The organism is Aeromonas sp. 600282, assembly GCF_049175755.1.
Taxonomy (GTDB): Bacteria; Pseudomonadota; Gammaproteobacteria; order Enterobacterales; family Aeromonadaceae; genus Aeromonas; species Aeromonas veronii_A.
This window is the reverse complement of sequence record NZ_JAAKVR010000003.1, coordinates 181532-206146: the sequence shown is the minus strand read 5'-3', so window position 1 is coordinate 206146 and position 24615 is coordinate 181532. Positions and strand designations below refer to the sequence as shown.

Annotated in this window: 24 protein-coding genes and 1 riboswitch; of the genes, 14 read left to right on the top strand and 10 right to left on the bottom strand. The window is 59.9% G+C overall.

The window, feature by feature from the left end:
• Positions 1-96: 96 nt before the first annotated feature.
• The 7 genes from G5137_RS05395 (at position 97) to G5137_RS05365 (ending at position 5596) form a co-directional block, all read left to right on the top strand.
• Positions 97-1071 (top strand): PstS family phosphate ABC transporter substrate-binding protein, encoded by a 975-nt coding sequence (locus G5137_RS05395; RefSeq protein ID WP_216951835.1) that lies wholly within the window; start codon positions 97-99, stop codon positions 1069-1071.
• 181 nt (positions 1072-1252) lie between these two features.
• The gene (locus G5137_RS05390; protein WP_421255033.1) at positions 1253-2059 is read left to right on the top strand and encodes a M48 family metallopeptidase; all 807 of its coding nucleotides are present in this window, start codon (positions 1253-1255) and stop codon (positions 2057-2059) included.
• Positions 2047-2553, top strand: coding sequence for a GNAT family N-acetyltransferase (locus G5137_RS05385; protein WP_421255032.1), 507 nt, complete (start codon positions 2047-2049; stop codon positions 2551-2553). Before G5137_RS05390 ends, G5137_RS05385 begins: the two co-directional genes overlap by 13 nt.
• Before the next feature lie 108 nt (positions 2554-2661).
• The gene (locus G5137_RS05380; protein WP_005343908.1) at positions 2662-3564 is read left to right on the top strand and encodes an ROK family protein; all 903 of its coding nucleotides are present in this window, start codon (positions 2662-2664) and stop codon (positions 3562-3564) included.
• A 41-nt stretch (positions 3565-3605) separates the two neighbouring features.
• Entirely contained in the window at positions 3606-4331 is a 726-nt protein-coding gene (locus G5137_RS05375) for a copper homeostasis protein CutC (RefSeq protein ID WP_216958797.1), read from the top strand.
• A gap of 150 nt (positions 4332-4481) precedes the next feature.
• Positions 4482-5093 (top strand): FKBP-type peptidyl-prolyl cis-trans isomerase, encoded by a 612-nt coding sequence (locus G5137_RS05370; protein WP_005338405.1) that lies wholly within the window; start codon positions 4482-4484, stop codon positions 5091-5093.
• A 188-nt stretch (positions 5094-5281) separates the two neighbouring features.
• The gene (locus G5137_RS05365) at positions 5282-5596 is read left to right on the top strand and encodes a DUF2845 domain-containing protein (RefSeq protein ID WP_005338404.1); all 315 of its coding nucleotides are present in this window, start codon (positions 5282-5284) and stop codon (positions 5594-5596) included.
• Positions 5597-5648: 52 nt separating this feature from the next.
• Here the strand turns inward: G5137_RS05365 and G5137_RS05360 are convergent, their stop codons facing one another.
• Entirely contained in the window at positions 5649-5867 is a 219-nt protein-coding gene (locus G5137_RS05360; protein WP_005338403.1) for a DUF1107 family protein, read from the bottom strand.
• Positions 5868-6070: 203 nt separating this feature from the next.
• Here G5137_RS05360 and yfcD point away from each other — a divergent pair, with 203 nt between their 5' ends.
• Positions 6071-6553: an NUDIX hydrolase YfcD gene (gene yfcD / locus G5137_RS05355; RefSeq protein ID WP_167557839.1), complete on the top strand. Its 483-nt coding sequence runs from the start codon at positions 6071-6073 to the stop codon at positions 6551-6553.
• An 83-nt stretch (positions 6554-6636) separates the two neighbouring features.
• On the opposite strand, the gene G5137_RS05350 is transcribed toward yfcD, so the two are convergent.
• On the bottom strand, positions 6637-7563 hold the full coding sequence (locus G5137_RS05350) for a phenylacetate--CoA ligase family protein (protein ID WP_421206204.1): 927 nt from the start codon (positions 7561-7563) through the stop codon (positions 6637-6639).
• A 126-nt stretch (positions 7564-7689) separates the two neighbouring features.
• Between G5137_RS05350 and G5137_RS05345 the strand changes: the two genes are divergently transcribed.
• Positions 7690-8163, top strand: coding sequence for a peroxiredoxin (locus G5137_RS05345; RefSeq protein ID WP_100646526.1), 474 nt, complete (start codon positions 7690-7692; stop codon positions 8161-8163).
• Between the two features lie 125 nt (positions 8164-8288).
• Entirely contained in the window at positions 8289-9257 is a 969-nt protein-coding gene (locus tag G5137_RS05340) for a calcium/sodium antiporter (RefSeq protein ID WP_216951830.1), read from the top strand.
• Between the two features lie 68 nt (positions 9258-9325).
• Here the strand turns inward: G5137_RS05340 and G5137_RS05335 are convergent, their stop codons facing one another.
• The gene (locus G5137_RS05335) at positions 9326-10492 is read right to left on the bottom strand and encodes a type III PLP-dependent enzyme (RefSeq protein WP_058059164.1); all 1167 of its coding nucleotides are present in this window, start codon (positions 10490-10492) and stop codon (positions 9326-9328) included.
• A gap of 507 nt (positions 10493-10999) precedes the next feature.
• Positions 11000-11115, top strand: a riboswitch (glycine riboswitch).
• Between the two features lie 107 nt (positions 11116-11222).
• On the opposite strand from G5137_RS05335, the gene G5137_RS05330 reads away from it, so the two are divergent.
• Positions 11223-12599 (top strand): alanine/glycine:cation symporter family protein, encoded by a 1377-nt coding sequence (locus tag G5137_RS05330; RefSeq protein ID WP_005338391.1) that lies wholly within the window; start codon positions 11223-11225, stop codon positions 12597-12599.
• A 115-nt stretch (positions 12600-12714) separates the two neighbouring features.
• Here the strand turns inward: G5137_RS05330 and G5137_RS05325 are convergent, their stop codons facing one another.
• Positions 12715-13431, bottom strand: coding sequence for a lipoyl protein ligase domain-containing protein (locus G5137_RS05325; protein ID WP_421255031.1), 717 nt, complete (start codon positions 13429-13431; stop codon positions 12715-12717).
• 99 nt (positions 13432-13530) lie between these two features.
• On the bottom strand, positions 13531-14928 hold the full coding sequence (locus G5137_RS05320; protein WP_040066712.1) for a nucleobase:cation symporter-2 family protein: 1398 nt from the start codon (positions 14926-14928) through the stop codon (positions 13531-13533).
• Between the two features lie 247 nt (positions 14929-15175).
• Here G5137_RS05320 and G5137_RS05315 point away from each other — a divergent pair, with 247 nt between their 5' ends.
• Positions 15176-16297, top strand: a complete 1122-nt coding sequence (locus tag G5137_RS05315; RefSeq protein WP_421231272.1) for a GGDEF domain-containing protein — start codon at positions 15176-15178, stop codon at positions 16295-16297.
• Positions 16298-16330: 33 nt separating this feature from the next.
• On the opposite strand, the gene G5137_RS05310 is transcribed toward G5137_RS05315, so the two are convergent.
• Positions 16331-16579: a YciN family protein gene (locus G5137_RS05310; protein ID WP_005338382.1), complete on the bottom strand. Its 249-nt coding sequence runs from the start codon at positions 16577-16579 to the stop codon at positions 16331-16333.
• Positions 16580-16702: 123 nt separating this feature from the next.
• Positions 16703-18082, bottom strand: a complete 1380-nt coding sequence (locus G5137_RS05305) for an MATE family efflux transporter (protein ID WP_047435970.1) — start codon at positions 18080-18082, stop codon at positions 16703-16705.
• Between the two features lie 120 nt (positions 18083-18202).
• Between G5137_RS05305 and G5137_RS05300 the strand changes: the two genes are divergently transcribed.
• Positions 18203-19060 carry a helix-turn-helix transcriptional regulator gene (locus tag G5137_RS05300; protein ID WP_421252438.1) on the top strand — a complete coding sequence of 286 codons (858 nt, stop codon included), beginning with the start codon at positions 18203-18205 and terminating at the stop codon, positions 19058-19060.
• A 69-nt stretch (positions 19061-19129) separates the two neighbouring features.
• Complete coding sequence (locus G5137_RS05295; protein ID WP_100654267.1) at positions 19130-20824, top strand: NAD-dependent malic enzyme; 1695 nt, start codon at positions 19130-19132, stop codon at positions 20822-20824.
• A gap of 85 nt (positions 20825-20909) precedes the next feature.
• Here the strand turns inward: G5137_RS05295 and G5137_RS05290 are convergent, their stop codons facing one another.
• From G5137_RS05290 to ompA (G5137_RS05280), 3 genes are all read right to left on the bottom strand, one after another.
• Entirely contained in the window at positions 20910-21947 is a 1038-nt protein-coding gene (locus G5137_RS05290; RefSeq protein WP_421206207.1) for an OmpA family protein, read from the bottom strand.
• Between the two features lie 229 nt (positions 21948-22176).
• Complete coding sequence (gene ompA / locus G5137_RS05285) at positions 22177-23175, bottom strand: porin OmpA (RefSeq protein WP_216951824.1); 999 nt, start codon at positions 23173-23175, stop codon at positions 22177-22179.
• Between the two features lie 310 nt (positions 23176-23485).
• Entirely contained in the window at positions 23486-24505 is a 1020-nt protein-coding gene (gene ompA / locus G5137_RS05280; protein ID WP_421206209.1) for a porin OmpA, read from the bottom strand.
• Between the last annotated feature and the right edge of the window lie 110 nt (positions 24506-24615).

The window sequence follows — 24615 nt, the reverse complement described above, 5'->3', positions numbered from 1 at the left end:
ATTAAAGTGTCACATTTAATCCATAAATTTGTCACTGCCAGGTCAGATACTGGCGCCGTCTTAAGAACGGACCTTCTGTAACTTTGGAGAGATTGGATGAAACTCAACAAACTGGCTGGTGTAATAGGATTTACCGCAGCAACCCTGTTTTCTGCCAGCACCCTGGCCTATGGTGTCGACAAGGATCTGCCGGATTACACTCCGACCAGCGGTATCTCAGGCAACCTGTCCTCTGTCGGCTCTGATACTCTGGCCAACATGATGACCCTGTGGGCAGAAGAATTTAAGCGTGTCTACCCCAACGTAAATGTCCAGATCCAGGCGGCCGGCTCTTCTACCGCACCGACCGCCCTGACCGAAGGGGTTGCCCAGTTTGGTCCCATGAGCCGCGCCATGAAGGCCGGTGAAATCGAAGCGTTCGAGAAGCGTTATGGCTACAAGCCGACCGCTATCCGCGTTGCCGTCGATGCCCTGGCGGTATTCGTCAACAAGGACAACCCCATCAAGGGGCTGACCATGCAGCAGGTTGATGCCGTTTTCTCCAGCACACTCAAGTGCGGCGAAGCCAAGGCGGCTACCAAGTGGTCTGATCTGGGTCTGGATGGCAGCTGGTCCGGCAAGGATCTGCAACTGTTCGGTCGCAACTCGGTATCCGGCACCTACGGTTACTTCAAGGAGCACGCGCTCTGTAATGGTGACTTCAAGAGCGGTGTGAACGAGCAGCCGGGTTCCGCCTCCGTGGTGCAGTCTGTTTCCGCTTCCCTCAACAGTATCGGTTACTCCGGTATTGGTTACGTTACCTCCGGCGTTCGTGCCATTCCGCTCTCCAAGGATGGCAAGACCTTTGTCGATGCTACTGCCGATAATGCCATCACCGGCAAATATCCGCTGTCACGCTTCCTGTACGTTTACGTGAACAAGCATCCGAACAAGCCGCTCTCTCCGATGGAGCAGGAGTTCGTCAAGATGATGCTCTCCAAGGCGGGCCAGAACATCGTTGCCAAAGATGGCTACGTACCGGTACCGGCCAAGGTGGTGCAGGCGGATCTGAAAAAGCTGGGCATCATGTAACCGCTTGCTGCCAGCATCTACTGATAAAACGAGCCCCAATCGGGCTCGTTTTGTTTTTGGTGACTGTCAGTTCTGTTAATAGCGCTGGATGGATGTTTTTCCGCCAGCCGGGGGCAGGTTCCCTTGCGTAGCAGGGCTGCATTTCCGAGAATAGGGCAACGTTATGGCAAAGGATCCCTTCATGATTGCGTCCCTCTCCAAGTTTGGCCTGGTAGCCCTCTGTAGTTCCCTGCTGGTCGCCTGCGCCCAGTCGCCGACTGGCCGCAGCCAGATGCTGCTCTACTCCCCCCAGCAGATGAACCAGCTTGGTGCCGACTCCTTCGAGCATATGAAAAAGCAGGAGAAGGTGAGCAAGGATGCCAAACTCAACGCCTATGTCTCCTGTGTCGCCAAGGCGGTGACCGCCCAGGTGCCGGCCAGCTATGGCATCACCAATTGGGAAGTGGTGGTGTTTGACTCCAAGCAGGTCAACGCCTTCGCCCTGCCCGGCGGCAAGATCGGGGTCTACAGCGGCCTGCTCAAGGTGGCCAAGAATCAGGATCAGCTGGCGACCGTCATCGGTCACGAGTTGACTCACGTGCTGGCCCAGCACTCCAACGAGCGACTCTCACGCAGCCAGTTGGCGGGGATCGGTCTGGCGGCTGCGGACATTGCCATGGGCACCAGCGAGTATCGCGGCGCCACCATGGCCGCCCTTGGCCTCGGGGTCGAGGTCGGAGTGATGCTGCCCTACGGCCGTACTCAGGAGAGCGAAGCGGATCGGCTGGGGCTTGAGCTGATGGCGCGTGCCGGGTTCAATCCGGCCGAGGCGATCCCCCTGTGGCAAAACATGAGTGCCGCCGCCGGTGGCAACACGCCGCCGCAACTGCTCTCTACCCACCCGAGCAACGAGAACCGGATCGCCGAGTTGCAGGCGCAACAGGCGCAAGTGCTGCCGCTCTATGAGCAGGCCCGCGCCAACGGTCTGGAGCCCCAATGCAAGGCATAAGCCTGCGCATGGCGCGCAGCGATGATGCCGCCGCCATGACGGTGATGCAGCGAGCCAGCTGGCTCGCTGCCTATGGCCAGGTGCTCGGTGCCGATCTGCTGGAGCAGCTGGATGTTACCGCTCATCTGCAGATCTGGCAGAGCCGTCTGGCCGAGCAGGGCCCAAGGCCCATGCTGCTTTGTCTCGATGAGGTGGTGATAGGCCTGCTCTACTGGCAACCACAACAGGAAGCGGGGCAGAGCAGCGCCCTGATCCGCGCCTTTTACCTCCATCCCGACCACTGGCGACAAGGCTATGGCAAACGGCTGTGGCAGGCGGTGGCGATGCAGATGCGCCGCGCCGGTTGCCATAGCGTCAAATTGTGGCTGCTCGATGGCAACCACATCGGCGAGGGGTTCTACCTGCGCCGCGGCTTCGTCTTTGATGGCGCAGAGCGCACCCTGATAAGCCTCGGGCAGCCCTGCCTGCAGCGACAAATGAGCCGTTTGCTCTGATCACTCTCCCGTTTTTCGTCCCCGGTCACTTTATTTTTTTTGCGAATTAATACAATGTCCCCCTTGGAACAGAGTTGGATAAACACGGGCTGACAAGGGAGTGCTGGCATGTATTACGGCTTTGATATCGGTGGCACCAAGATCGCCTTCGCGGTCTATGACGGTGCATTGAACCTCTGCCACGAGGAGCGCATGAGCACCCCGGGCAACGATTACGAGGGGCTGCAGCAGCTGATCCGCTCCCGGGTCGAGCAGGCGGATGCCCGCTTCGGCGCTCGGGGCTCGGTCGGCATCGGTTTCCCCGGTGTCATCAACAGCCAGGATCACAGCATAGTGGCGGCCAATCTGCCCTCCATCAATGGTCGCCATCTGGGCGCCGATCTGGCCGAGCTGCTGGAGCGGCCGGTCAAGGTGGATAACGACGCCAACTGCTTCCTCTGGTCCGAAGTGCATCAAGGGGCTGCCGACGGCGCAGGCAGTGCGCTTGGTGTCACCATCGGCACCGGCATCGGCGGCGCCGTCTATCTGGCAGGCAAGCTTATTCAGGGGCGCAACTGGCTGGCTGGCGAGATTGGTCACTACCCCTTGCCCGCGACCATGCTGATGAAGTACCCCGAGTTGCCCCGTCCCCGTTGCGGTTGCGGTCGTCTGGTCTGTTTTGAAACCTATGCCTCCGGCACCGGTCTGGAGCGTCTCTATCACCATTTCCATGGCCAGCGCGCCACGGGTCACCAGATTGTGGGACGCTTCGAGGCCCATGAACCCCATGCGGTCGAGACGGTCGACTGCTGGCTGGAGATCATGGCCGCCGGGCTTGCCACCGCCATTTCGGTGATTGATCCCGAAGTGGTGGTGTTGGGGGGCGGCCTGAGCGGCCTGCCCGCCCTCTATGAACAGCTGCCGCTGCGTCTGCCCGGTCACTTGCTGCCCGGGGTCGCCCTGCCCGAGATCCGCCAGGCCCGCTTTGGCGGTGCCGGTGGTGTGCGCGGCGCAGCCTTGCTCAATCTATGAGATCAGATGTGGGGTCTGATCTCCCCGAAAAAGGAGTCCTCATGACCCGTCTTGAAATCTGTATCGACAACCTGGAATCCCTGTTTACTGCCCAGCAATCCGGGGCGGACCGCATCGAGCTCTGCTCTGCGCTGGGTCTGGGCGGCCTGACCCCCTCCTACGGTTTTATGCAGCAGGCAGCCCGTCACGCCACCGTGCCGGTTTATGCCATGATCCGCCCGCGTGCCGGGGATTTTTGCTTCAACGACGGCGAGTTCGAGATGATGCTGCAAGATATCGCGGCGGCACGCGCTGCGGGGCTGCAAGGGGTGGTGGTCGGTCTGCTGGATGAGGAGGGGCGGGTGCCTGCCGCCAAGCTCAAACAGCTGGTGGATGCAGCAGGATCGTTGGGGGTCACCTTCCATCGCGCCATCGACCTCTCCTCCGACTGGCGCCTCGATCTGGAGACCATAGTCGCTGCCGGTTGCGAGCGCATTTTAAGCTCGGGCCATGCGCCGACCGCGCTGGCGGGGCTGGAAACCCTGCAGGAGATGCAACAAGCGCTGGCAGGACGTGCCAGCCTGATGCCAGGGGCCGGGGTCAATGCCGACAACGTGCGGACCATTATCGAGTTCACTGGGGTGAGCGAAGTGCATATGTCCGGCATGGGCTGGCGTGGTGGCATGGTACCCCATGGCGTCAATATGGGCACTTCGGACGATGGTCGGGTCAATATCACCGATGGCGCCAAGGTGGCTGCGGTCAGAGCCTTGCTGGATCGCGGTTAAGCAGATCGCCGTCGTTGGGCGGCGTTCATCCGCATCTTGTGTGAAGTTCCTCCCACTGACGGGGAAATCAGGGGCGCCCCCGGCAGCACCCCGGCCAAAAGTCTGATATTATCCCGCCTCTTTACTACATGGATCTGGAGCAACATCTCAATGTCCCAATACGACTCTATCGAACAGAAGGCCAGCTATGGCATCGGCCGCAACATGGGTGATCAGCTGGCGCAGCAAGCCTTCGCCGGTCTGGATATCCCGGCCCTGCAACAAGGTCTGGCAGATGCCCTGAATGGTCTGGAGTTCGCGGTCAGCCGTGACGATATCAATGATGCCTTCCAGGTGATCACTGCGCGTATGCAAGAAGAGCAGGAAGCCGCCGCCAAGGCCGCCGCTGCTGACGGCGAAGCCTTCCTGGCTGATAACGCCAAGCGCGCTGAAGTGAAGGTGACCGACTCCGGTCTGCAGTACGAAGTGCTGGTAGAAGGCAACGGTGCCGTTCCGGTAGCCGGTCAGTCCGTGCGTGTGCACTACCACGGAACCTTCACCCACGGTGGCGTATTCGACAGCTCTGTCGCTCGCGGCCAGCCGGCTGAATTCCCGGTAACCGGCGTGATCGCTGGCTGGGTTGAAGCGCTGCAGCTGATGCCGGTTGGTTCCAAGTGGAAGCTCTACATCCCCCACGATCTGGCCTACGGTGCCCGTGGTGCGGGCTCCATCCCGCCTTACTCTGCGCTGGTATTTGAAGTCGAACTGCTGGACATCCTGTGATCCTGCTGGCTTGATGCAAACGGCGACCCTCGGGTCGCCGTTTGTTTTTGGGTTATGTGATAGACAGTATTTGTCGCGGCCAGCGGGCTGGAGAGCAGAAAAGGACGGCGTTTTTGCGCCATTGACTGGTTTTTTCAGAAACGGAAGCAGGCATACTGCGACTCATTAGAGAGGATAAGGAGAACCCGATGAGCAAGAAGATGAAGAAAGTAGCGGGGCTTGCTCTGTTGCTGCTGAGCATTCCGGCCAGTGCTGATGCCATGCGCTGCAAGAACGCCCTGATCACCGAGGGAGACACCACCGCCGAGATGCTGCTCAAGTGCGGTGAGCCGATGTTGCGTGAAGAGCTCAACCGCAACGAGGAGAACCAGTTTGGCAACATGGTGCAGGTCAAATATGGTGAACGCTGGACCTACAACTTCGGCAAGAACGAGTTCATGCGCTTTGTGACGGTGCGCAACGGCATCATTACCGATATCGAAAACGGCCCGCGCGGCCAGTAGCCGGCGGGCAAAGCATGGATGCACAACAGACAGTAGGGCAAGACCCTTTGACTCACATGTCCGGCAAGGGGTCGCGGTGACCAAGTTGTCTGACCGCCAGATTGATCTGGCGAGCCAGTCTTAGCCGCTGGCGGCAGGTCAGGCCATGGAGGCTGATCCTGCCCGCGTTGAATTCAAATGTCCCCAGCGACTCGATGGCAAAATAGCCTCGATGAAAGCTCTTGATGTAGCGAGCGATCTGCCGTGGGGATAACTGCTTGAATACCTTCATCACACGGTTCCCTGATTGCCTGGACAGGGCACACTATGGTGTCGGTCGATGACACTGATATGACGGTTTATAAAGATTTGCATGAATCCTTATTTTGCCAGTGAGCTCGGCAAATTGACGGCATCATCGAAAAAGTTGTGCCATGACAAACCACCGCACCGATATACTGCGGGCTTGAATGGAACAAATAAAAGGGCCTGTGCGTGGAATGGGTTGATGTGGTGGACGAGGATAACCGGGTGATTGGCGTGGCCGAGCGAGCCAAGGTGCGGCGGGAGAATCTCTGCCATCGCGCCAGCTATATTCTGGTGCTCGACGACGCGGATCGGATCCTGGTGCAGCGACGCACCCTCAGCAAGGATTTCTGCCCCGGCATGCTGGATGCCTGCGCTGGTGGCGTGGTCACCACCGGTGAGGAGATGGAGCGCTCCGCCCGCCGCGAGCTGGCCGAGGAGCTGGGGATTATAGATGTTCCTCTGCAGGGCTTTGGCAGCTTTTATGCGGAAGGGGAGGGCTACCGGGTCTGGGGTGGCCTCTTCAGTTGCCGTTATCAGGGGCCGCTGCAGTTGCAGGCCGAAGAGGTGAGCTCGGTGCACTGGATGAGCCTGGCCGAGATCGCCGAGCGTGCCAGCGAATTTACCCCCGACTCCCTGCTCGCCATCGCCACCTGGCAGGCGAGGCGCTGAACAATTTCATATATCCTCTTCTTCAGAGACAAGACGGGCAGCCTGATGGCTGCCCGTCTGCCTTTGTGCATTTAGTTGGTCTGCTACGCCAGCTTGAGGCGTCGGTTGGTGCGCCCGCAAGCGCTCGGCTTGGCGAGCCAGTGCCCTTGCCAGTCGGTGGCTAGCCGCAGCAGCGGATACTCCAGATCGAGTCGGGTCACCACCAGCTGGCCGGTCTCGTCGCCGCTCACCGGCTCGCCGCTGGCGGGATCGATGATCTCGATGATGCAACTCTCGCTCACAATAAATCCCTCTCCTGGTCGGCTCTCGTAAGCCACTACCCCCACATCCTGCCACACCAGACAGTTGAGGGCCGCAATGCCGTGAATGGCGCGCAGCGGCGTGGTTTCCGGGTGAGTGGCTTCACACAGCAGTGCGCGGCGCAGCGAGTCGGTCGGGATGTCGGCCGCTTCGGCCGCTTCCAGCAGATCGAGCAGGGTCACCAGCGGACCGACGTAGCCGGTGGGTTGATAGCGCAGCAGCGCCTCCAGCTGGCGCTGGGTATCGTGGGGCCCGCAGGGCACCACGGGGGCGCCCAGCTGGCGGGCGCCGTTATCGAAAATAAAGGCGGTGGGGCCGGCATGATAGTCGTGGCCATTGAGTATTACCTCACCTGGCTTGAAGCCGGCGGCAAACAGTGCTCGAGCGGCCCCCCACCAGTCTGCTCCCGCATACTCGGGGATGGCCAGCTGGCCCGGACAGGAGAAGACCCGCAACGCCTGACTGGCGGGGCGGCCGGTGAGTCCGGCGAACGGAGGGTGAGCCTGCTGGGCGGCAAACAGCTCTTTGCTGTCGAGCAGTGGCAGGGTGGCCAGCTCTGCCAGATCCTCGAGGCGGCACTGGCGATAGACGCTGGAGTAACCGGCGCAATATTGACTGACATGGGTAAGCTGATGATTGAGCTGCTCCAGCTGCTGTTGTTCGCGCAAGGCGGGGGGGCGAATTTCCAGTCCATCGTAATAGTGCTGCATGAGGCCTCCTTGGTCGGCTGATCCTGCTCAAGGTTAGTTCAAATGATCCAAGCAAAGGGAGGTCTGTGTCACAGCTCGGCAGTGGGGTAGACTGGGGCCTCCTCCCTCCACTTAAGGACGAGCACAATGATTGCGATGGGTCAGACTCTGCCTTCGGGCGAATTTACCTTTATCACCGCCGAGGGCAAGCAGCTGCGGGATAGCCAGACGCTGTTCGCCGGTAAAAAAGTAGTGCTGTTTGCGGTACCCGGTGCTTTTACTCCCACCTGCTCCAATGCCCACCTGCCCGGTTATGTGGTGCTGGCCGATCAGTTTATGGCCAAAGGGGTGGATGCCATCTGCTGTCTGTCGGTCAACGATGCTTTCGTGATGCGGGCCTGGCAGACGGCCCAGAATGCCGAGGCGATCACCATGCTGGCGGATGGCGACGGCAGCTGGACCCGGGCGCTGGGTCTGGCCAAGGATACCGGCGCCTTTGGAGGTATCCGCGCCCAGCGCTTTGCGTTGATCGCCAACGATGGCGTGGTCGAGCAGCTGTTTGTGGAGGCGCCTGGCAAGTTTGAGGTCTCCGATGCCGCGAGTCTGCTGGCTGTGCTGTGAAATGTTAATCGCAGTTTGATTTCCCCTTGAAATGGGAGGCTGGCTCGTTACACTGGCGCCACTTTTGAATCGGGTCAGGAGCTTGTCCTGACTCTGTTGCTTACTGGCGATGGGATGGAGATGTTATGACCCTGGCTGTTGTTGCCCTGATTGCCGGACTGGCGCTGCTGGTCTGGAGTGCTGACAAGTTTGTGGATGGTGCTGCGGCGACCGCCCGTTATGCGGGGATGCCGCCGCTGCTGATCGGCATGGTGATCATCGGTTTTGGTACCTCGGCCCCGGAGATGGTGGTCTCGGCGCTGGCGGCGTCCCAGGGCAATCCCGGGTTGGCGCTTGGTAATGCCTATGGCTCCAACATCACCAATATCGCGCTGATCCTGGGTCTGACGGCACTGATCAGCCCTATCGCGGTGGCCTCTCAGGTAGTGCGCAAGGAGATCCCCATCCTGCTCGGTATTACCCTGCTCTCAGGTGCCCTGCTGATTGATGGTCATCTGGGCCGGATGGATGCGGTCATTCTGGGGGCCGTCTTCGTTGCCCTGATGGGCTGGTCCATCTGGGCTGGCATGAATGGCAAGGGAGATGCGCTGGATACCGAGACCGCCGAGGATATCGAGAGCGAGGGGATGTCCCTCAAGAGCGCCGTTTTCTGGTTGGTGGTCGGGCTGGTGCTGCTGATCGGCGCTTCCCGCCTGTTGGTCTGGGGGGCGGTGACCATCGCTCAGGCGCTTGGTATCAGCGATTTGGTGATTGGTCTCACCATAGTCGCGATAGGAACCTCCCTGCCGGAGCTGGCTTCGTCTCTCATCGCCATTCGCAAGAACGAGCATGATCTGGCCCTTGGCAACGTGCTGGGCTCCAACCTGTTCAACACCCTGGCGGTGGTGGGGATCGCGGCGGGTATTCATCCGTTGGATGTGGCGCCGGAAGTGCTCTCCCGCGACTGGAGCATCATGATGGGGTTGACCCTGCTGCTGCTGGTGATGTGTCTGGGCCGCAAGGGGCAGGGCCGTATCAACCGGTTGGAGGGGGGCGTGCTGCTCACCTGCTTCGTCGCCTACACCGGCTGGCTGCTGACCAGTCAGTTCGTCTAGCCAGATCTGGCAAGATAAAACGAAAGAGGGGAAGCCTGGCTTCCCCTCTTTGCATTCGGGTGTCGGTCTTAAGCGACGGCCACCAGTTTCTGCCCCTTCTGACTGCTGTCCAGAATGAGGATGCTCGCCTTGGGGAAGAAGTTGAAGGTGGAGGCGGAGGCCCATGTATAGGCGCCCATCACCTTGCCAACCACCAGTTCGCCGATAGCCAGATCGGGCAGCATGATGCCATCGCGGATCACGTCCACGCTGTCGCAGGTGGGGCCTGAGAGTACCGAGTTATGCAGCTCGCCACTGGCATAAGGCGTGCTCACCGGATAGGTGACGTGGTCATAGAGCTGGCCGTTGTAGCTGCCGTAGAGGCCATCATCCAGGTAGTACCAGATCTTGTCGCCACGGTGGGCCTTGCCCATCACGCTGGATACCGAAGTCATGGCCGGCGCACTGATAAAGCGGCCCGGTTCGGCAATCTTCTGCACGGTAGCGGGCAGCTTGGCCAGCGCTTCGCGGATCGGGGCGCAGAAGCCGTCGATATCGAACTCGCCCCCCTCATAATCGACCGGGAAACCGCCGCCGATATCCAGCACCCAGGGCTTGAGCCCGAGCGCCCAGGCTTGCTCCATGATCTCGCGGCAGGCGTCGATGGCCTGCACATGGCGACGGGCATGAGGCACTTGCGAGCCGACGTGGAACGACAGCCCCATCACCTTGATCCCCTTGGCGTGGGCCAGTTGCAGCAGCGGCAGCGCCTGCTCCGGAGTGCAGCCGAACTTCTTGGAGAGATCGACCTTGGTCTCGGGGTTCGGGAAGCTGACCCGCAGCAGCAGTTTCACTTCGTCCTTGTAGGGAATGAACTTCTCCAGCTCCAGCGGGTTGTCGTAGACAAACACAGTGCAGCCGAACTCCAGCGCATAACGGATATCGCTGTCGCGCTTGATGGGATGGGTATGAATGCAACGTCCCGGGCGAACCCCCTGACTGCGCACCAGATCCACTTCGCCATTGGTGGCCAGATCGAAACAGGCCCCCTCTTCCTTCAAGACAGAGACCACCGCCTCATGGGGCAGGGGTTTGAGTGCATAGTGCAATCGTACATCGGGCAGGGCGGCGGCCAGGGCCCGATACTGTTTGCGGACGGCTGCCTTGTCGAGCAGCAGCAGGGGGGAGCCGAATTGTTCAACCAGCTGACGGTAATCTTGTGCGACCACATCTTTTGCAACCAGGGTCTCGTTCATTCTCTTTTGGTCATCCTTAGGGGGCGTGATATGCCCAAGCCATATGCGATTGAACCGGCGACGGCCGGGTCAGGCGAGCGGTCCGGTGGGACCAACCGAACACAGTGCATAAATTGATAACAAAGTGCTTGGTTATGCAGCGGATTATCGGCTTATTGATTCTGTGTGCAAGCATTTTGATTGGATATGTCGGCAAGATTTTCTTGGCGAAACGAGAGGGATCACTGTTCTCTATCCGCCATTTTTCCCGTTTGGGCCACATTTGATCCGTGAAAGCCTAACTTGTTGATAGTTAACTAACATTTAACATTCTTGCTGCGATTCTGGTGGTCACTAAAAAAATATAAATGGGGGCGGCCAAGTGCGAGACAGCTCACATTTTTTGGATTAACATGCCGACTTCCTAATCCAAACTAGTTCGGATGAAGGTAGCAGGAGAGCGATGGGCAACCATCCACCGAAGAAGTGAATCTTTCAGGTACCGGGCAACCGGTGTGGACTGCTACTGGACGATACTCTGGAGAGACCCGTTAAATCGGGCGCCGAAGGAGCAAGGCACCATGACTACCCGCAAGGGCAGGCTGGCGCCGGAAACTCTCAGGCAAAAGGACAGAGGGGATGGGATGGTTGTACCTGGGCTTGGCCCGCATCCGATCGCCTCTGGCCGATCGCGACACCTATGGGAAGATCATCCTTCTCCTCCTTAATTTATGTTTCTTAAGGAGGATGCATGTCATCAATTCAATCGGCGTTAACCGCCATCGATAGTTTTATCTGGGGGCCGCCCCTGCTGATCCTGCTGGTCGGGACCGGTATCTATCTCACCCTGCGTCTGGGTCTGCTTCAGGTCGTGCGCTTGCCGCTCGCTCTGCGGCTGGTCTTTGGCCGCGATCAGGGGCAGGGCAAGCAGGGGGATGTCTCCAGCTTCGGCGCCCTCTGTACCGCCCTCTCTGCCACCATTGGCACCGGTAACATCGTCGGGGTGGCTACCGCCATCAAGCTCGGCGGCCCCGGTGCCCTGTTCTGGATGTGGATGGCGGCACTGTTCGGCATGGCTACCAAGTATGCCGAGTGCCTGCTGGCGGTCAAATACCGCGAGCAGGATGCCAACGGCCAGATGGCTGGCGGCCCCATGTACTATCTGGAGAAGGGGCTCGGTTCCAAACCGCTCGCCAAGCTGTTTGCCCTGTTCGGTATCGGCGTGGCCTTCTTCGGCATCGGTACCTTCCCGCAGGTCAATGCCATCTCCGATGCCATGAGCCTCTCCTTCTCGGTGCCCCGTGAAGCGACCGCCGTGGTGCTGACCCTGATCGTGGCGCTGGTGACCCTGGGAGGGATCAAATCCATCTCCAGCGTGTCGAGCAAGGTGGTGCCCTTCATGGCCATCTTCTACATCGTCGCCTGTCTGGGTGTGCTGGTGAACAACGCCAGCGCCTTGCCCGATGCCGTCATGCTGGTTATCGAGAGTGCCTTCACCGGCCATGCGGCGACCGGCGGCTTCGTCGGTGCCAGCATAATGCTGGCCATTCAGTCCGGGGTGGCGCGCGGGGTCTTTTCCAACGAATCGGGACTGGGCTCTGCGCCCATCGCGGCGGCGGCGGCCAAGACCGATTCGTGCGTGGAGCAGGGGCTGGTCTCCATGACAGGTACCTTCATCGACACCATCATCATCTGCACCATGACCGGCCTGACCCTGGTGGTGACCGGCGTGTGGAGCGGCGATGCAAGCGGCGCGGCCATGACCAGTCTGGCCTTTGCCCAGGGGCTCGATGCTCATGTCGGCCAGTATCTGGTGAGCATTGGGCTGCTGTTCTTCGCCTTTACCACCATCCTTGGCTGGAACTACTACGGCGAGCGCTGCACCGAGTACCTGTTCGGGGTGAAGGCGATCAAGCCCTATCGTCTGGTCTATCTGGCGCTGGTGGCGAGCGGTGCTTTCCTCCATCTGGACATGATTTGGCTGCTGGCCGATATCGTTAACGGCCTGATGGCGGTGCCCAACCTCATCGGCCTGATTGGCCTGCGCCATGTGGTGATCGCCGAGACCCGCGCCTACTTTAGCCGGGATCTGGATAGCGAAGCCGAGCCGGAGCCGCAGACGGCCTGAACGCCTCAGCCCGTTTCGCGTTCCCATTGAAAAGAACAAGCCACGACTCCGGTCGTGGCTTTTTTTGTGCGCAGTGTCTATGGACGGTGATTTTCCCTCTCCCTTCGGAATAAGGTCAGGATGGGGGGGATAGCCCCTCGCTCAGCAGGCTATCCAGACGTGCTCGCACTTTCTCTACCAGTGCCTTATCGCTACCGCGCCAATCGATGCAGCTTGCCAGCGTGGTGGAGGTTCCCGCCATAAAACGCAGCTCGCCGCCCGCCAATTCGTAGAAGCGGCTCGCCATCCTGGTTCCCTCATCCACATCACCCGCCACCAGCAGCATGGCTTGCGCCAGCACGGCACCCTGGTGATCCTGTCCCGGCGCCAGCCAGCGCTGGGCGGTACCGGTGATCTTGCGTCCCCCGCTCACCAGATTGTACTGACCATCGCAAAAGGAGCCGGGCACGAAGTCATAGCTTCCCTCAAGGCCGTACTCCGCCAACAGGGTCAGCAGCGGCGCCCCCAGCAGCCGGTAGTAGTGGGCGAGATCTGTGGTGGTGCGGGGCAGCAGCAGGGATAGGTTGAGGATCCCCGCCCCGTGGGGCACGGCGGTGCCGCCGCTGTCGCGCACATGCACTGGCCAGCCTTCAGCTGCAAGTTGCTGGCAGGCGGCTTCGTAATGGGGGAGGCGGGTATCTTTGCGAGTGACAATCAGGCATTGGGGCGCCTGCCAGAGGTGAGCGCGGGGCTGACCGTCATGGGCACAGTCGCGCAACCAGCACTGCTCTTGCGCCAGTATCTGTGCGGGTGAAGCGGTATCGGGGAGGGGGGAGAGCAGGCGATAGGGCATGGCGGCATCCTCAAAAAAGGCTGCCCAGCACACTACCCGTGGCGACTGGCAAGGTAAAGCCCCGCAGTGCGGGGCTGTTTGCTATCGGTAGGCTGTGTCTCAGGAGTGACGCGCTTCGCGCTTGGGCAGCAGCAGGTTGAGCACGATAGCGGTAATGCCACCGGTGGCGACGCCGTAGGAGAGCACGCTCTTGGCCAGCTCCGGCAGGTGTTGCAGCACTTCCGGCACCTGCGCGACTCCCAGCCCCATGGCCAGCGACACCGCCAGGATCATCAGGGCGCGTCTGTCCAGCTCCTCGCGGGCAATGATGCGCACCCCGGCGGCGGCGATGGTGCCAAACATGACGATGGTCGCTCCGCCCAGCACGGGCTCGGGGATCTGTTGCACCAGACTCGCGACCGCCGGGAACAGGCCGAGCAGGGCCAGCATGGCGGCGATAAAGAGACCGACGTGACGGCTGGCCACCCCGGTCAGCTGAATGACGCCGTTATTCTGGGCGAAGGTGGACATGGGGAAGGTGGAGAAAACCGCTGCCAGCATGGAGTTGGCACCATCGGCCAGCACGCCGCCTTTAATCCGCTCCATATAGACAGGCCCTTCCAGTGGCTCGCCGGAGATATCCGAGGTGGCGGTCATGTCGCCGATGGCCTCGAGCGCCGTCACCACGAAGATGATGGCGAGCGGCACGAACAGCTGCCAGTCAAAGCCGAGACCGTAGTGGAGCGGAATGGGCACCATCACCAGCGGGCCGTCGAAGGTGGGGGCGCTCACTTTGCCCAACAGCAGGGCCACGGCATAGCCCGCCAGCATGGCGATCATGATGGCGGAGAGGCGCAACCAGGGGTTGCGACTGCGTTGCAGCAACACGATAAGGCCGAGCACCAGCAGGGAGAGGAAGAGGTTGGTGTGACTGGCGAAGCTGCCATCGGAGAGGGCTGCATAGCCGCCGCCCATGCTGATCAGGCCTACCTTGATCAGGGTCAGGCCGATCAGCAGCACCACTATGCCGGTGACCAGCGGGGTGATGATCCGTTTCACCAGATGGAGGAAGCGGCTCATCACCACGATAGTGAGTGCGGCAACCATCATGGTGCCAAACAATGTGCCCAACAGATCCTCGGTGGGCATGGCGGCCTGTTTGAGGGCGAGACCGGAGGCGATGATGGGGCCGAGGAAGTTGAAGCTGGTGCCCTGTACCGAGAGCAGGCCGGAACCGATGGGGCCGAAGCGGCGGGTTTGAATGAAGGAGGCGATGCCGGACATGACCAGCGACATGGAGACGATATAACGGGTGTCGGCGGCAGGGAGGCCGAGGGCATTGGCGATAATCAGGGGCGGGGTAATGATGGCGACAAACATGGCGAGCATATGCTGCAGGGCGGCGAACAGCGTCTGGGGCAGAGGCGGGACATCCTCTATGCCATAGACCAGTTCGCTATGGGCTCGCCTGGGTGGATGTGCCTCTCGATTGGCGCGTGTGACAGCAGCCTGTTCCATAAGTACCTCGAATTGTGTGGGGAGGGGGGAGAAAATTGGGCGCTATTGTAGTGATTGAAATGAGGCTGACCAGCGCTAATTATGCAAAAAAAGGTTTATTTTTTGATGGGTTGAAACGTTTGCGCGCTGCGATTATCATCTGTCGGTTTGTGTGATCGACCTCTCCGTTTTATTCCCCCCGCTAATGACATTTTTACCACTTTGTAGGTGTAGAATGAGCCACTCGACCTTGAAGTGGAGGCGATGGATGCTCAAGTTGTCAGAGTTCTGGAGTGCCAGGGCTCACTCCGAAGACTTTACCCGTACTCGTATGGGGTTTATGACGGTGCGTCTGCGCCTGCTCACCTGCCTGCTGATGATTGGTTTGCCCGCCTGGGCCGTGGTGGATTGGCTGACTTTGCCCGCCGTTCATTTCGAGCAGCTGTTTCAGGCCAGGATCTTCTGCACCCTGGCGCTCTCGCCACTTATTCCGCTCTCGTACCTCATCCACTTCAAGCGGGAACGGATGAAGCTGGCCCTTGGCTACCTGATGGCCGTGATGATGCTCTTCTCCCTCTTCTGCCTGAACAGCTTTGGCGCCGGACAGGAGTTGCAGGCGGGTTATGCGGCCTTTCCCTATCTGCTGATCACCCTGTTTGCCATCTTCCCCATCCCCCTCTCCCTCGGCTTGCAACTGGCTGGTGTGGTACTGGTGACCATGCTGCTGGGCCACTGGCTGCTGGTGGGCCAGAGCATCTGGAGTCAGGCCACCCTGAATCAGGTGTGGGTGCTCGGCATGTTTACCATGGCCAGCTGCTGGGTGCAGTGTGGCCAGCTCAACATGCTGCTGCGGCTATATCGGGAATCGACCACCGATGAGCTGACCGGCATGATGAACCGCCGCCTGCTGATGAAGCAGCTGGAGCAGGCCAGAATCCGGCTGCAACTCAAGAAGAAGCCCTTTGCAGTGATGCTGCTGGATCTCGATCGCTTCAAGCGGATCAACGATATCTACGGCCATCTGGCGGGGGATGCGGTGCTCAAGGAGGTGGCGACCACCCTGGGGGAGCAGCTGGAGCCTGACATGGTGCTGGGGCGTTATGGCGGCGAAGAGTTTGCCATCCTGATGCACAACTGCGCAGATCCGGCGCTGGCGAGCAAAATGGCCGAGCGGCTGCGCATTGCCGTTGAGGCGCGGCTGGTGAAGAGCCCCACCTCGGACGAATTGCTGGAGGTGACGGTGAGTATCGGGATTGCCATGGCCCGTTCCGATGACACCATCGATATTCTGATCAACCGTGCTGACGAGTGCCTCTATCAGGCCAAGATGGCGGGACGCAACTGCGTGGTGGTCGAGGGGCAAAACCGCGCAAAAACAGATGCCGCCTGAGGGCGGCATCCTGTAGGCAATGAGCTGACGAGATCAGGCCAGCTTGTACTTGCCGGAGAGCTGCTGGGCCAGCAGCTTGAACATGTTGAAGACTGCCATGGTCTTGCCGGTCGGGGTGCCGTCTTCGGCCAGGAAATACTCCCCCTTGAACACCAGAATATCCCCCTTCTGCTCCACCGAATCGGCGCGCATACCGTGGATGAAGTCTTCATGCTCTTTGATGATCTTGTTGGCCATCTCAAGCAGGGCCGTCTCGGTGATCAGCTCTTTCTGTGGTTGCATGCTCGTCTCCTTAAACGACTACTGGACAGGGAAATCGTGGATCCCTGCCTCTGATTGAAGAGGCGCCCAGCATACTGCAAACAGGGTTTTTCTGTCATTGATATGACCCCGATTTGTGGCTGTTTATCCGATCACCAGATTCTTCAACCAGCAGCGTTGGCGAATACGGCGCTGCACCAGCAACACTTTGCTGAGCTCCTCCAGCAAGACCACCGCCACCACCCAGGAGAGGGGCCAGCCGAGCAGAGTGACCGCCACCCAGGCGAGCGGGATGCCGATGCACCACATGCCGACAATATCGATGAAGATGCTGTAGTTCACATCGCCGCCAGAGCGCAGCACCCCGATGATCCCCACCATGTTGAACACCTTGAGCAGCATCCCGAGGCACATGATGCCGAGCACCTGTCCCGCTTCCGTCATCAGCTCGGGGGGCAGGTTGCCGACCCACTGCAGCAGGTTGGCTTGCAGCAGCCAGACGATGATCCCCACCAGTAGCGCGCCAATCGGTGCCAGCAGCAGGAACAGCTGGGAGTGCTGCCAGGCAATCTCGTACTCCTCGGCCCCGAGCCGGTGGCCGAGCAGGGTGGAGCAGGCCACCGCCAGTCCGAAGAAGAGGGAGATAAGGATGCTCTCCAGGGTGCCGAGGGTGGTCATGATGGCCAGCGAATCGGTGCCAAGATGGGCATAGAGAAAGCCGTAAATCAGCATGCCGAAGGCCCAGAGGCCGTCATGGAACAGCAGCGGCAGGGCGATCAGGGTAAAGCGCACCACCTCCTTGCGTTTGAAGGCGGCCAGCCAGTCTGGTGCACGCGGGATCAGGCGCGCTTCATAACGCTTTACGTAGAGCAGCAGCAGGGCTGTCTGCAGCAGCCGTGAAATGGTGGTGCCCCAGGCCGAGCCGGCCACCCCCATTGCCTCGAAGCCGAAGTGACCGAAGATGAGGGCGTAGTTGAGGATGACGTTGGCGATGATGGCGATAATGCCGATCCGGGTCGGCGCAGCGGCATTGCCCACCGAGCGCAGGGCTGATTCCAGCGGCACCACGATGGCGGTACAGAGGATGGTGGCGCCGGTGATCATCAAGAATTGATCCGCCAGTGCCCGCAGCGCCGGATCCTGACTGGCAAAGCCGAGCACGCTGCCCGGTGATAACACATAGATGAAGGCAAAGGGCAGGGTGACCAGCAGGGCGCCCACTATGGCCAGCGCCAGGGAGCGGCGTACCCCGGCCATCTCCCCGCGCCCGAAGTATTGTGCTGCCAATACCGAGACCCCGCCCGCGAGGCCCGCTATCACCAGCAGATTGAAGAAGAAGACCCGGTTACCCAAGCCGACCGCCGCCACAGCTGTGGTACCAAGCTGGCTCACCATCATGATATCGATGAGGCCGAGCAGGGAGAACATCATGGATTGCAGCGAGACGGGCAGGGCCAGTCGCCACAATCGGGTCATGAACTCGCGATCGGTGGTTTGTTTTAAAATCGCTTGCCAATAATTCATAGTTGTTAACCGGGTATGAGAAAAGCAAGGGTTGTCATGGTTATGATAAGGGGGTGTAGAGCAGTTACCACTGTGAGTAGATCTCGATTTTCTTGTGTAAAACTATCCTTTTGAGGTGTTATGCCATTTGCCAGAGAGTGTCTGGAGATAGCGCCAGCCTGTGAAGAACGGATGCTGGGGCGAGAGGGGCTCCCCCTGCTCGGCGAGGCAGGGATCTTCCTGACCGGCCTCTCCCGGGTGCGGGATCACTACCTGATCCGCCGCAATCGCCCCGAGTTTCACATCCTGATGGTGAGTCACGATGAAGGGGGCGCGCTGCTCACCGAAGAGGGGGAGCAAGCCATTCCGGCCGGGTCGCTGATTTTCCTGCCCGCCGCCGTCCCCGGCGGTCTCAAGCTGATTGGCGAAAGCTGGCAGATCAGCTGGATTCTGCTCGATGACGTGCCGCGCTGGCAGCACCTGCACCGCCTTGGTCACCGTATCTGGCAAGGGGATGGCGGCGATCAGCTCTATCATCTGCTCAGCCTGATGCAGGGGGAGGGGGTTCGCTCTTCGCTGCAACCCCAACTGCTTAGCCTGTTGCTGGCGCTGCTGGAGCGTACCCTGCAAGGGGAGGTGCGCGGTACCCCTGAACTCAGATTGCAGGCGCTGTTTCGCCGGGTGGAGGCGCGCCTGGACGAGCCCTGGAGTGTCGCCCTGTTGGCCCGACAGATGGCCTGCTCCGTCCCCCATCTGCACCGGCTTTGTCAGCAAGTGTTCGGTATGGGGCCGATGGCGAGGGTGACCGAGCTCAGAATGAACAAGGCACGCCAGCTGCTGCTCTATACCAACTGGCCACTTGGCGAGCTGGCGGCCCGGGTCGGTTACAGCGATGGGGCCAACTTTGCCAACTGCTTTCGCCGTCTGACTGGTCAGACCCCCGGCGCCTTTCGTCGACTGGGTCGCAAACCTTTTGCAACGGATGTGCAAACTCTTTGAAATTAATGACACAAGCCCCTAGGATCGGCGGGTCCCTGCGTCTAGCTAACCGTTTAGGTACCAAGATCCATGTTTGAAGATAATAACCAGAAACGTCCTCTCTACATTCCCTACGCCGGTCCCGCCCTGCTGGAGACCCCTTTGCTCAACAAGGGCAGCGCCTTCACCAGCGAAGAGCGCAGCAACTTCAACCTCGAAGGTCTGTTGCCCCAGAATATCGAGACCATCGAAGAGCAGGCCGAGCGTGCCTATCGCCAGTTCATGGCGTTTGGCAACGACATGGACAAGCACATCTATCTGCGCAACATCCAGGATACCAACGAGACGCTGTTCTACCGTCTGCTGCACAACCACTTGACCGAGATGCTGCCCATCATCTACACCCCGACGGTGGGCAAGGCGTGCGAGGAGTTCTCCAACATCTATCGCCGCGCCCGTGGCCTGTTTATCTCCTATCCGGACAAGGACAGGATCGATGACATGCTGCAAAACGCCACCAAGCAGAACGTCAAGGTGATCGTAGTGACCGATGGCGAGCGGATCCTGGGTCTGGGTGATCAGGGGATCGGCGGCATGGGCATTCCCATCGGCAAGCTCTCCCTCTACACCGCCTGTGGTGGCATCTCGCCCGCCTACTGCCTGCCGGTGGTGTTGGATGTCGGCACCAACAACCAGCAACTGCTGAATGACCCCTTCTATATGGGGTGGCGCAATCCGCGTATCTCGGGGGATGAGTACGCCGAGTTTGTCGATGCCTTCATTCAGGCGGTCAAACGCCGCTGGCCCGACATCCTGCTGCAGTTCGAGGACTTCGCCCAGAACAACGCCATGCCGCTGCTTAACCGCTACAAGAACGAGCTCTGCTGCTTCAACGACGATATTCAGGGCACTGCAGCGGTGACCTTGGGCAGCCTGATCGCCGCCTGCAAGGCCTCCGGCGCCAAGCTCTCCGAGAAGCGGGTTGCCTTCCTCGGGGCGGGCAGCGCCGGTTGCGGTATCGCCGAGCAGATCGTGGCGCAGATGAAGGCCGAAGGGCTGACCGATGCGCAGGCCCGCAGCCGGGTCTTTATGGTGGACCGCTTTGGTCTTATCACCGACAAGATCCCCAACCAGCTCGACTTCCAGCGCCGTCTCTCCCAGCCGGTGGAGCGGATCAAAGACTGGCCAGTGGGGGACAATATCTCCCTGCTGGAGGTGATGGAGCACGGTCGCCCGGACATCCTGATCGGGGTATCCGGCCAGCCTGGGCTGTTTACCGAAGAGGTGGTCAAGACCATGCACAAGCACTGTGCCCGTCCCATCATCTTCCCGCTCTCCAACCCCACCTCCCGGGTCGAGGCGACGCCGGCAGACCTCATCCGCTGGACCGACGGTCAGGCGCTGGTGGCAACCGGCAGTCCGTTTGCACCGGTGGAGCACAAGGGCAAGCGCTACGTCATCGCCCAGTGCAACAACTCCTTCATCTTCCCGGGGATCGGCCTTGGCGTCATCGCCTCCGGCGCCACCCGGGTGACCGACGCCATGCTGATGTCGGCCAGCCGCGCGCTGGCGGAGTGTTCGCCGCTGGTGAAAGGGGAGGAGGGTTCTCTGCTGCCGGATCTGGCGGATATCCATCAGGTCTCCCGCTACATCGCCAAGATGGTGGCCAAGACCGCCATGCTGCAGGGCAAGGCGGTGCAGACCCCGGACGAGGTGATCGATCAGGCCATCGACGCCAACTTCTGGCATCCGGAGTATCGCCGCTACCGCCGCACCTCGTTCTGATTTCTGCGAGAAGATGCAAAGCAAAAGGGATGCCTCGGCATCCCTTTTTACTGCACGTCTGACATGGTTATCGCCTCAAGATCAACTACTCGCTGGCGCCCTGTACGCCGGTGACGCGCACCTCGACCCGGCGATCCGGCCCAAGGCAGTCTATGAGGGCGGCTCTGGCCTTGATGTCGTCACACTGGTTGCCGGTGACCGGATTGCTCTCGCCATTGCCCTGAATGCTTACCTTGTCGGCAGGCAGCCCTTTGTTGATCAGAAAGTCGGCAACGGTTTGGGCCCGAGCTTCTGACAACCTCTGATTGCTGGCATCCGAGCCGATACGGTCGGTATATCCCATCACCACCGCACTGCCATCCTTGGGTTGTACATCGACGATCTGCTGGTAGAGAGCGTCCAGCGCGCTCATCCCCTCCGGTTTTAGGTCCGCTTTGCCAAAGGCGAACAACACATCGGAACTGAGGTTGAAGGTCTGATCTACCACCTCCGGTTCGGCCGGTGGCGGGGGGACCACGACCGGTGCGGGCGTGGGAGCCGGCTCTGTCGGCTGGCTGCGATTGGGATGGATCACTACTTCCAGGGTTGCTGTGCTGATGTCGCTGACCCAACGCTGGGTGCCGCTGTTTGCCTTGTCATTGTCAGGATCATCGCCGACCCTGACCAGATAACGATACCTGGCCTGGAGATCGACCCAGTCATGGAGCCGGGCCGTCACTCCCAGACCTGCCAACGGTGCCAGGTTGTCGTCCCCGCCATTGATCGATTCAACGTGATAGATATAGCCACCACCCTCGGCAAACACCGAGAACATCTCGCTGAGCGGCAAACGACCAATCACAGACAGGGTAGCTCCCTTGCTGTTGAACTCATGACCGCTGATATCCCAGTCACCTGTGGAGAGGTAACCAATTTCGGCGCCCAGGTTCTCCGTGAAGTTGTAGCCGCCAAACAGGGAGAGCGCAGTCGCATCCTTGCTGACATCCTGGCTGAAATCATTCAGATCGTGGGCTATCGCCCAGCCACCGCCTATCCCGGCATACCAGTCATGGACCGGTACCGCTTGTGCGCCTGTGCTCGCCAATGCCAGTGCAATCCACACAGGTTTTAATCTTATGTTCATCGCGTATCCTCGTCGATGTGTGGTTTAGTGGGGCTGCTTGTTGGTCAAACCCCACACTTATGTATAGGTGACAGGTTGTATTTAACCACTCAAGAGGTGTGGATTGCGGCCATAAGTGAACCTATGTCACTGAAACCATGCGGGAAGAGGAAAGATAGCCTGAGGTGGGCGGCATGGAAGACAATAAAAAGGAGGCCATATGGCCTCCTGCTTATCCAGGTGATCAGGATTATTGTGTGACTTGTTGCACACCGGTGACGCGCACTTCAACGCGGCGATCCGGCGCCAGGCAGGAGATCAGCTGAGCCTTGCCCTTGACGCTGTTGCACTGGGTGCCTGTGACCGGATTGGCTTCACCGCGGCCTTCGATGGCAACTTTGCCAGCCGGCAGGCCCTTGCCAACCAGGAAGTCGGCTACGGTACGGGCGCGTGCTTCGGAGAGTTTCTGGTTGTAGGCGTCAGTGCCGATACGGTCGGTGTAACCGACGACCACGGCACTGCCATCTTTTGGCTGTACGTCGACGATCTGCTGATACAGGGTGTTGAGCGCTGCGACACCTTCTGGCTTGAGGGTGGATTTGCCAAAGGCAAACAGCACGTCAGAGCTCAGGGCGAAGTTCTTGTCAACCACCACAGGTTCTGGGGTTGGCTCGGGTGCTGGTGCCGGAGCGGGGGCCACGTAAGTGGTGCGGTTCGGGTGCATCACCAGCTCCAGGGTTGCGACGCTCATGTCGCTCTCCCAGGTCTTCTGCTCGTCACCCAGACTCCACATGTAGCGGTAGCGGGCTTGCACATCGATAAGGTCGGAGAGCTTGGCTGTCACCCCCAGACCGGCCAGCGGCGCAGTGCCGTTGTCGCTGTTGCCATTGCCGTTGACGTGGTTGAAGTAGGCACCACCTTCGGCAAACACCGAGAAGATGTCACCCAGTGGCAGGCGGGCGATACCGGAGAGGGTTGCACCCTGGGTTTTGAAATCGGCACCGTCAACGCCCGCTTTACCGGCGTAGAGGTAGCCCAGTTCAGCTGCGTAGTAGTCGTTGAAGTTGTAACCGCCGAACAGGCTCAGCGCAGTGGCGTCTTTGTCAGTGTCTTTGCCAAAATCATCCAGACCGTGGGCATATGCCCAGCCTGCACCAACACCGGTGTACCAGTCATCGGCAGCCTGAGCTGTGGTGCCTGCGGCGGCCAGCGCCAGTGCAATCAGGGTAGGAGCCATTTTGAGTTTCATCGGTTTATCCTCGTTGTGTTAGCCCATGTCGGGCAATGCACTTGTTTTTATTGCTGCGAAAAATCGCCAGCAAAGTGGATAGCGAAGGCTTTGGACTCTCATGATGCATTGGCGTCATGGACAACAGACCGGACAAGAAGCGCTTTTTAGTGCTTATCCAATACCTTACAGGCGCAACTACTTTATGCTTTCGGGGCGGGGCAGGCAAGGGTAGGGAGGCGGGAGTGAGGGATGAGGCAAGCGAGAATGAGGCAAACAAAAAGGGATGCCGCAGCATCCCTTTCTTTTGCATTATCTGAACGAGGTCAGATTATTGCTGAACTTCTTGTACGCCAGATACGCGAACTTCTACGCGACGATCCGGAGCCAGGCAGGAGATCAGTTGAGCTTTAGCGGTGATACCGTTGCACTTGGTGCCGGTAACCGGGTTGGCTTCGCCACGACCTTCGATGGCAACCTTGCTGGCAGCCATACCTTTGCTCACCAGGAAGTTGGCAACGGTACGGGCACGGGCTTCAGACAGCTTCTGGTTGTACGCGTCGGAACCGATACGGTCGGTGTAACCAACAACAACAGCGTTGCCATCTTTCGGCTGGAACTCAACGATCTGCTGGTACAGCGCATTCAGGGCTGCAACGCCTTCCGGCTTCAGAGTCTCTTTGCCAAAGGCAAACAGCACGTCTGAGTTCAGTGCGAAGTTCTTCTCTACAACTTGCGGAGCAGGAGCCGGTGCTTCTTCAACAACCGGGGCAGCTACCGGAGCTACGTAGGAAGTGCGGAACGGGTGGTATACCGCTTCCAGAGTAGCGATGCTCTGGTTGGCCTTGTAACGCTCACCGTTGGCGTGCAGGTCAGCCACGTCCCACATGTAGCGGTAACGAGCTTGCAGATCCAGCGCGTCATTTACCTTGTAGGTCACACCGGCGCCAGCCAGCGGGGAAACTTTAGTGTCGCTGGTGCCCAGGCCGTCGGTGTGACCCCAGTAGGCGCCGCCTTCAGCGAACAGGGAGAAGTCGTTGCCAACCGGCATACGGGCGATACCGGACAGGGTGGCACCCTGGCTCTCGTAACGGTTGCCGTCGGTGTTGCCACGACCGGTGTACTGGTAGCCCAGTTCGGTACCGAAGTTTTCGGTGAAGTTGTAACCCATGAAGGCGTTGGCGGCAGCCGCGTCTTCCTGGCCTACATTGGTGCTTTCCAGCTTGTTCAGGCCGTTGAAGTGAGTAGCACCGACACCGGCACCGAAGTAGATGTCGTCAGCGGCGTGAGCAGCGGTAGCACCCAGAGCAGCCATGGCGATGGCGATCATGGAAGGAGCCATTTTCATCATAAAAAAATCCTCGTTGAGATCGCACGTTATTCACGTGCTTCACACTTTGTAATTTATGTAAGCTGCAGGCTCCGCCGTACGGCTGGCGTCGAGTCTGGCAGATGACCCGG